Annotated in this window: 4 protein-coding genes; all 4 read left to right on the top strand. The window is 59.0% G+C overall.

The window, feature by feature from the left end; translation table 11 throughout:
• Window positions 1-938 precede the first annotated feature (938 nt).
• The 4 genes from NKI39_RS28010 to NKI39_RS27995 are packed head-to-tail and all read left to right on the top strand — an operon-like array spanning window position 939 to window position 7,629.
• Entirely contained in the window at window positions 939-2,159 is a 1,221-nt protein-coding gene (locus tag NKI39_RS28010; protein WP_352835892.1) for a glycosyltransferase, read from the top strand.
• Window positions 2,156-3,412, top strand: coding sequence for an O-antigen ligase family protein (locus NKI39_RS28005; RefSeq protein ID WP_352835890.1), 1,257 nt, complete (start codon window positions 2,156-2,158; stop codon window positions 3,410-3,412). The genes NKI39_RS28010 and NKI39_RS28005 overlap by 4 nt, the downstream gene beginning before the upstream one ends.
• Before the next feature lie 4 nt (window positions 3,413-3,416).
• Window positions 3,417-5,411 (top strand): asparagine synthase (glutamine-hydrolyzing), encoded by a 1,995-nt coding sequence (asnB, locus tag NKI39_RS28000; RefSeq protein ID WP_352501443.1) that lies wholly within the window; start codon window positions 3,417-3,419, stop codon window positions 5,409-5,411.
• A 1-nt stretch (window position 5,412) separates the two neighbouring features.
• Entirely contained in the window at window positions 5,413-7,629 is a 2,217-nt protein-coding gene (locus tag NKI39_RS27995; protein WP_352472462.1) for a GumC family protein, read from the top strand.
• Window positions 7,630-7,900: the final 271 nt, after the last annotated feature.

Below are 7,900 nucleotides of genomic sequence, written 5' to 3'. Positions count from 1 at the left end.
CATAATCCCTCATTTTGATTCGATAGCGCCCCGCGGATGTCTGCCTACTAGAGGGTGTATATTAGCGCCAAATCACATACCTGCAGGCTCTGATAGAATGGTTGATCGCCAATAGGAATGCTGCACGGAAGGAGTAACTTCCATGGACATAATAAATAAGTAACAAGAATATGATCCCATCAAAGGGCCGTGTTTATCTAGCCCATCTGGTCAGATTGAAAGACAGATAGTTTAATATCTAGAGCGTATCTTGCAGATCGCTGAAATAAACTTGTAAACTATGTTTCTATCTAACTGTTCACCCGCGCATTGAGAGATCAGACAGACGTTCACCTAAGAGCCAGACCCCTCCACAGTCTCACTCCCGCAACCAATTAGTTGTGGATAATTCGTAGGCGTCCCCGCGTTCGTCGCGTGAAATCGGTCGGCAGATCAGGTTGCCGGCATCGGTACGGTCGAATCGGCTTATCCGCTGGTCGCAAGGAGGCAGGTTGCGCCAGGAGTTGTGGCTGAGGGGTCGACTATCATGCCTGGTAGCACAAGCGGGACAAGCTGAGGCGCGAACCCGGACCGGGCGCTTAGGAATCCGACGCGCCCAGCGTAGAGCAGCCGTACAACGCACGACTGTGGGAAGCGCTTTCTTCGGTTGCCTTATCAGTTGCAAGTCCGGCTTGGCCGAACCCCTAGTGTTCGAGGCGCAATTCATCCGCGTACCCGTTCCTATGCACCACCAGATGCCGTCGAGGTGGTTCGCGATACCCGTAAGGCCGTGATCCCCATGCAGTTTGCCTCATTCAAACAGACGAGGACAGTATGCAAGCCTCCTCCTACCGTATCCTTTCACGCGCACAGAAGTAACGAAGCAAAACCATGAAAGCAGATGCGAAAGGCAGTTACTTCACGCGACCGGAACACGGCGCACGGACGGGAGCTTCGGGATGAATCCGCATCTCGTTTGTGTCGGAGGCGAAGATCACGCCCTGAGAATTCCGTTCCTAATGTCCCTGCGCGAAAGCGGCTTCCGGGTCACGGCAGTTTCAACCGGCGATGAGGCTGCGTTTTTGCGGCATGGCATTCCGCATCGTCGCTACGGTTTCGACCGATTTGCCAGCGGCACTGGCGAGTGGACCGCTGTAAGAGCGATTCGGAAATTGCTTGCGGAACTCCGGCCTGACATCGTCCAAAGCTTCGATACCAAGCCTAACCTGCTGACACCCATTTCGGTGCGCGGAACGGTCCCGGTCGTGCGCACGATCAACGGCCTGGGCTGGACATTCTCATCGTTGGAACCGCGGGCTCTGGCCTTACGTCCAATTTTTTGCGGACTACAATGGCTTGCCTCCTTCTGGACGGCAGCGACGGTATTTCAGAATCGGGACGATGAGGCTTTCTTCAAGCGCTTTCGATTGATTGAACCTGGCAGCGGAAGAGTGATCCGCAGTTCTGGCATCGATGTCGATGCGTTCGCTATGGCGAGGCATCTTGCTCCGCCGGCGGCGAAAATGCGCCAGGAACTCGGGCTCCAGTCAGCAGAGATCGTAATTTTTGTGGGCCGGCTAACCCGCCAGAAGGGCATCCCGACGCTGCTCCAAGCAGTCCCCCGCGTCCTTTCTAAAAGGCCTAATGCGCGTTTCGTGCTTGTCGGCCCTTGGGAGTCCGAAGGTCCATTTGCAGTCGACAAGTCGGAAATCGATAGACACGCTCCTCATATTATCGCGCTAGGCCCACGACGCGATGTTCCAGCCCTTCTTGGCATGGCCGACGTGTTCGCCTTCCCCACACAATATCGAGAAGGAATCCCGCGCGTCCTGCTCGAGGCAGGGCTGGCGGGATTGCCCATAGTCGCCTCAAAGATGCCCGGCTGCAATGAGGTGGTCGAGGATGGATGGAACGGCTACCTAGTCCAACCTTACGACGCCGATGGCCTTGCATCTCGAATAGTCGACATCCTGTCCGACCGCAGTCACGGAAAAATCATGGGCGGTCGTTCTGTCGAACTCGTCCGTGAGCAGTTCGCGCTGCCGCGGGTGGTCGCTCAGTATTGCGATCTGTACGAAAATATCCTTGGCGCCAAATCCCACGGTGGCCTCGCCCGACCGGCGTATCCGATCTTAATTAGAGACGATGCTGTCAGCGGTAGATTGGATGTGCGCCGATGATCCGGGACGCGATCCTGGCCTGCGGGCTCGCAACGACCTATGCGGAGCAACTCGACATTCCTGGGTCGCCCTTGGGGATTGGCGAACTGTTCCTCGTGCTTTGGATCATGCTGTCGATCGCGCGCGTCCTTGCCGGCGGTCGCCTGGAGACCAGGCCGGCGCTGACACTCCTTGCAAGCTACTGGACGATTATGGCGCTGGCTCTGGGGGTCGGCACCGTTGTCGGCTATCTGACCACAGTTCTATATCTGACGGGCCTGATGCACGATACGATGGCCTACCTGCTGTTGGTCAGCGTCACCTGCCTTGCCGCTGCAGAACCCGAGGCCGACCGCCATCTCCGTCGTACTGGCTGGTGGGTCGTGGGTATCGCGAATATGGCCCTTGCCATTCAGCTGGGACAAGGCTGGGGCTGGATCCCCCGAGCTGGCGTCGATCCCTGGTACTGGGACCGCTTTCGCGGCTGGTCGCACAATCCAAACCAGCTCGCGCTCTACTGCGCAATCTTTGGCCCGCTAGCCTTGCATCTTGCGACCACCACCAGCAATCGATGGGGCAGGTCTCTTGGGATCGCCAGCTTGTTCCTAACCTTCTATGTCGGGAGGCTGACAAAGAGCGATACCTATTTGTATACCAGCATCCTGACCTGCCTGACGTTCTTCGGGCTGCGGATCAGGACATGGCTCAAGACCAGTGGCAATAGGGGCAGCTTTTCACGGCAAGCCGTCCTCCTGTTGCTCGTCGGTATCCTTCCGTTGGCGATCGCGATAACCCCCTACGCCGTGACGGAGGCGAGCGTCCTCGAAAACTTCGCCAAGGGCCTGACCAAGGACAAGGGCGGCGAGGCCACTGCCGAAACCGCCGCACTCCGCGTGCATCTCTGGGACGAAGCAATAGAGAAGGGCGCGGAATCCGGGTCGTTGGGCCTTGGTCCAGGTCCGCATCTCGAGCGCCCATCAGTGTTCGAATCGCAATTTTTGGAACGACCCTTCGAGGCTCACAACACGATCCTCGATCTGTACACTCAAGGTGGACTTATTGCGGTTCTGGCGCTGGTCTGGATCGTCAGCGCCGCCATCGTGTCGGTATGGCGTGCGAAGCTCGACGCGCTGTTAGCGCTCGTGGTGTCAATCGCTATTTTCGGAATGCCGCACCTGATCATCCGTCACCCGATCGTGTGGTTTGCGCTGACCATCTGCCTTGTCGCCGGTGCTCCGAAAGCAGTTTCTGCAATCTCCAACAATCCGGGTTAATGGCATGTGTGGTATTGCCGGAATTCTTCTTGCCCCCGATTCAGCCGACACGAAGCCGCTCAAGGCAATAGAGCAAATGACGGCCGCGCTTCGTCACCGCGGACCGGATGGCGAGGCATTCTGGATACATAGCGAAGCCGGGCTTGCCTTCGGTCACAGGCGTTTGGCCATTGTTGATCTGTCGGAGGCGGGCTGCCAGCCAATGCATTCCGAAAGCGGCAGATACGTCATTACGTTTAACGGCGAAATATACAATTTCCGCGATCTGCGCTGCGAACTGGAAAGTACAGGTCGTCATTTCAGGGGCACCAGCGATACCGAGGTCATGCTTGCCGCTATTGAGAATTGGGGCCTCGAAAAAGCACTCACACGCTTCGCCGGCATGTTCGCGCTAGGACTATGGGATCTGAAGACGAGGACGCTCCATCTCGCCCGCGACCGAATGGGCAAAAAGCCGCTTTATGTCGCCTCAACACGTGATGCGCTTGTTTTTGCCTCTGAGTTGAAGGCGATCACCCGTTTTCCAGGTTTTTGTCAGGAGCTCGATATCAATGCGGCCGCGGCGATGCTTTCGAACGGATGGGTACCGGATGACAGCTGCATCTGGCGAGGCGTGTTCAAATTACCGCCGGGTTCGGTCCTGTCGGTGACGGCAGCTGACTTCGCCGCGTCGCGAAGTGCCGCCTCGCTAGCGCATCGTATTCGATACTGGTGGTCGCTAGCCGAAACCGCCGCCAAAGGGCGGGCGGAGCAGGTCGTCGGCAGTGACGAAGAACTTACCACTGAACTGGATGGCCTGCTTCGACTTGCCGTTCGGGAGCGCATGATCGCTGACGTTCCGCTCGGGGCCTTCCTGTCGGGCGGAATAGACAGCTCGACGGTTGTAGCCCTGATGCAGGCTCAATCGGACAAGCCGGTGCGCACGTTCACGATCGCTTTCGGAGAGGGCGGGTTCGATGAGGCTCCCCACGCGGCGGAAGTCGCGCGGCATCTGGGCACCGACCATACCGAACTCCACCTTTCGGCTGCCGTAGCGCGCGAAGTCATTCCAGAATTGCCGCAGATCTGGGACGAGCCTTTCGCTGACGAATCGCAGATACCAACTCTGCTGGTGGCGCGGCTCGCCCGCCGGCACGTTACGGTGGCTCTGTCGGGTGACGGTGGCGACGAATGCTTCGCCGGCTACGCCCGCCACTTCATGGCTGCCCGCCTGCGACGACAGCATACTCTGCCGTCGGCACTGCGTCGGGCGCTCGCGGCAGGCACTGGGTTACTGGCCCGTGCAGCCCGTCACGATCTCGTCGGGAAGCTGCCGCTTTCGGAGGGTGCACGGCATGCGCTGCGGGGCGACCGGCTGGATCGCCTCGCTCAGCTACTCGCTGCAGCCGATGAGGACGAGTTGTTTCGGCGACTGACGAGATCGTCGACCGAGAACCTCAGCCTGCACCAGCCCCCCTCATCAATCCACGTCGAGCACCGGCTTGATGGGCTGCTGTCCCGTCTTTTGTATGACGATATGGACGGCTACCTGCCCGGCGATATATTGGTGAAGCTGGACCGCGCCAGCATGGCCAACAGCCTCGAGGGGCGGTGCCCGCTACTCGATCATCGGGTTGTCGAATTCGCCTGGCGCCTGCCGACGAATACCAAGGTTCGTAATGGCAAAGGTAAGTGGATCCTTCGTCAGCTGTTGCGCCGGTACGTTCCGCAGCGACTGATCGAGCGGCCAAAGCAAGGTTTCGATGTTCCTATAGCAGTCTGGCTGAGGGGCCCGCTGCTCAGTTGGGCAAACGATCTTGTCGCCGATATGCGCATCTCCGGAGACGGAATTTTCGACCTTGCGAAGGTGGATGCGTGCTGGCGCGGTCACGTCGATGGCAGGCACGACCATTCTCGCGAATTGTGGCCGGCTTTGATGTTCCAGGCCTGGCACAACGAGGCAAGGCGGCCATCGCCGCCAGCAACGGGTTCTCGCGTGCCCGAACTTACAGGAGATTAAGATGGAAGGGTCCATAGTTAGCCGCATCCACCTTCCGCACGTTACCGAAATGCACTTGCCTGCGCGCGAAATCACTCCGCGCATGAAACGGCCGTTACGTGAGCAGATGGACACGCAAACCCCGCTCCATCAGCTCCTCGTTACCCTCTCAAGAAAAAAGTGGTTCCTCCTGGCCATGGTCGTCGCAGGCGGTGTCTTGGCCGCGCTTGGAGGGCTTGCACGGCCTGCCCTATACGAGGCCACCACGCAGGTAATCGTCGACGCACCTAGTAGAGCAGCCCCTGCCGGCGGCTTGATCTCTGCTCAGGATCAGCTGGATTCCAGCATTGACGACCATATCACCATGCTCTCATCGCAAAGCCACCTGCGAAGCGTAGTGGCAGCGCTGCGCAAAACGGATGCTGCCAATGGTGCTAAACAGGCTGGTGCTCGAACCGGAAACCATCCTCCGAAGCCTGTTGGCGTCGAGCCGCTGAATTTGCGCTCGGTTCCAGCCGATTTGCTGGCCAAAATTTGGCCGCGAAGCACGCCGGCGGCGCCAGATGCGGCTGAACTCAAGGTGCTGCGTGAAGGTATGAGGATCGGCCAGGAGCTGCGATCGAGAGTTATCAGTGTCGGCTTCACCGATCACGATCCGGCGCGAGCCGCTCTGATCGCCAACACGTTCGTCGAAGTGTATATTGGCGATCTGGCAAGGAAAAGCCAAGCGTCGGACAGGCTGGAACTCGACTCGATAGTCTCCGGGCTGCCGACTATACAAAGCAGTCTGGCAGAAGCGACCGATCGTCTGGAGAGATATCGGTTGAGCCATGGCGCGGTCGATCAAGGTGCGGCGGACAATGCTGCCAAGGAGACAGCCGAACTCACTCAGCAAATTTCCTTGTCGAAAGCGGACCTCTCCGCAACGGAATCCCGACTCCAACACATTCAGGACTTGCGAAAGGGGGGCGCGCCCGTTGCCTCGGTAGCCGAAGCCATCGGATCACCCTTGCTGGCCGATCTCTTGGCAGGCCAGGCCAACGGCACGGCAGATGAGAATGTCACAAATGCGATCGATCGTGAGATCGAACAAGAAATCGCCCGCGTCGCTGCTGAGGCAAACATCTATCGCTCCCAGATTGCGGCGCTGCAAAAGCGTAAGGATGTCCTAGATGCGGTTGTGGCCGATACAGCCGGCCGGCTTTCCGGACTGCGTGCTCTCGAGCCGCAGGTCAGCATCCTGACGCAGCGCTACAACGACCTTTTGACCCGGCAACAGGACTTGATGCGGCGTATTGCAAGTCCATCCCCCGGAGTCAGGCTTCTCTCAGCGGCGTGGCCCCCTACCAATCCAACGACTCTTTCGCCAATTTTTCTTATTCCGCCTGGCATGGTCGTGTTTGGCCTGATTGGAGGGATTTTCATACTTGTCCGCCAACGCTTCGATCGCACTTTGCGCGGAGAGGCCGAAGCTGAAGCAGCGCTCAAGGTTCCGTGCCTCGGGCTAATACCCCAGGCTCCCACAACGCACGCGAAGCGACTGCAGCAGCTGGTTTCAGGCCAGCAGGGGTGCAGATACAGCCGCGCCGTGACGTCCCTGCTTGTCGCCGCGGCGCCCCAACAGGCAAGGGATTACTCGAACATAATCTTGATAACATCCTGCGGTGAGGATGATGGCAAGACCGAGCTCGCATGGAGCATGGCCTTGGCGGCCACCAGACTTGGAGGGCGAGTACTCTTCATTGATCTGGACCGCACGGACCACCGCCTTACGGGCGAGTTTGTGAAGGAATTCAGCGCACGTAAGCCGCACAATTTTTTCGGAGACTATGTGAGTGACCGTTGTGCACTGCACGATGCGATAGCAGGAATGTCGGCGATCGGGATCGACTTCATGGCGCTCGCACCGTCGGAGGATCTGCTGCCCTTGCTGTCCAGTGTCGACGGCTCCCCTTTCAAAGATGAACTGCACTCGATCTATCGGGTCGTCATCATAAATGGACCGCTGGGGCTTGAGGGACCAGAGGCCAGGCTCCTGACAGGCTGGGGTGACGTGGTTCTTTTCGCCGTTCGCTGGGCGAAAACGCGACGCAGCATCGCGCGAGGCGTTCTGGACCTGCTTGCGGGCGATGCACCAGCTTCGGTCCCCGTCGCAAGCGTTCTCACGAAGGTTAATCTCAGGAAGCACGCTGGTTACCGGTTCGGGGACAGCGCTGACCTCTTGCTGGAGAGGACATGACGAGCGCGGCTCTTGTTGTTGCGCACTTCCCGCTTGGTTGAAAATCACCGCGCTAGGCGCTGCGCCGATCGGCTGCTGGGCGCGGGCCATCCGGCAGTAGCTGGGGTTGTCGCGGAGAGATCCATCCGGAGCGTGGGTCCGAAGTGTCACAACGGAACCTACGGCCAGGAGCCGCCGGACGGGCATTCATGAATTCCGGACCCCATCTGAGGCAACGCGCCTGACGCCGTCCTTCGTCTGCTTGGCGTTCACCGCGCGCCTAGTGGTGTCG

This window comes from Mesorhizobium sp. M0664 (genome assembly GCF_040320565.1).
Classification (GTDB): Bacteria; Pseudomonadota; Alphaproteobacteria; order Rhizobiales; family Rhizobiaceae; genus Mesorhizobium.
This window is presented reverse-complemented; position numbering and strand designations above follow the sequence as displayed.

Coding starts and splice junctions, on each gene's coding strand:
- NKI39_RS27995 (WP_352472462.1), top strand. CDS start 5,413: ATGGAAGGGTCCATAGTTAGCCGCATCCACCTTCCGCACGTTACCGAA.
- asnB (WP_352501443.1), top strand. CDS start 3,417: ATGTGTGGTATTGCCGGAATTCTTCTTGCCCCCGATTCAGCCGACACG.
- NKI39_RS28005 (WP_352835890.1), top strand. CDS start 2,156: ATGATCCGGGACGCGATCCTGGCCTGCGGGCTCGCAACGACCTATGCG.
- NKI39_RS28010 (WP_352835892.1), top strand. CDS start 939: ATGAATCCGCATCTCGTTTGTGTCGGAGGCGAAGATCACGCCCTGAGA.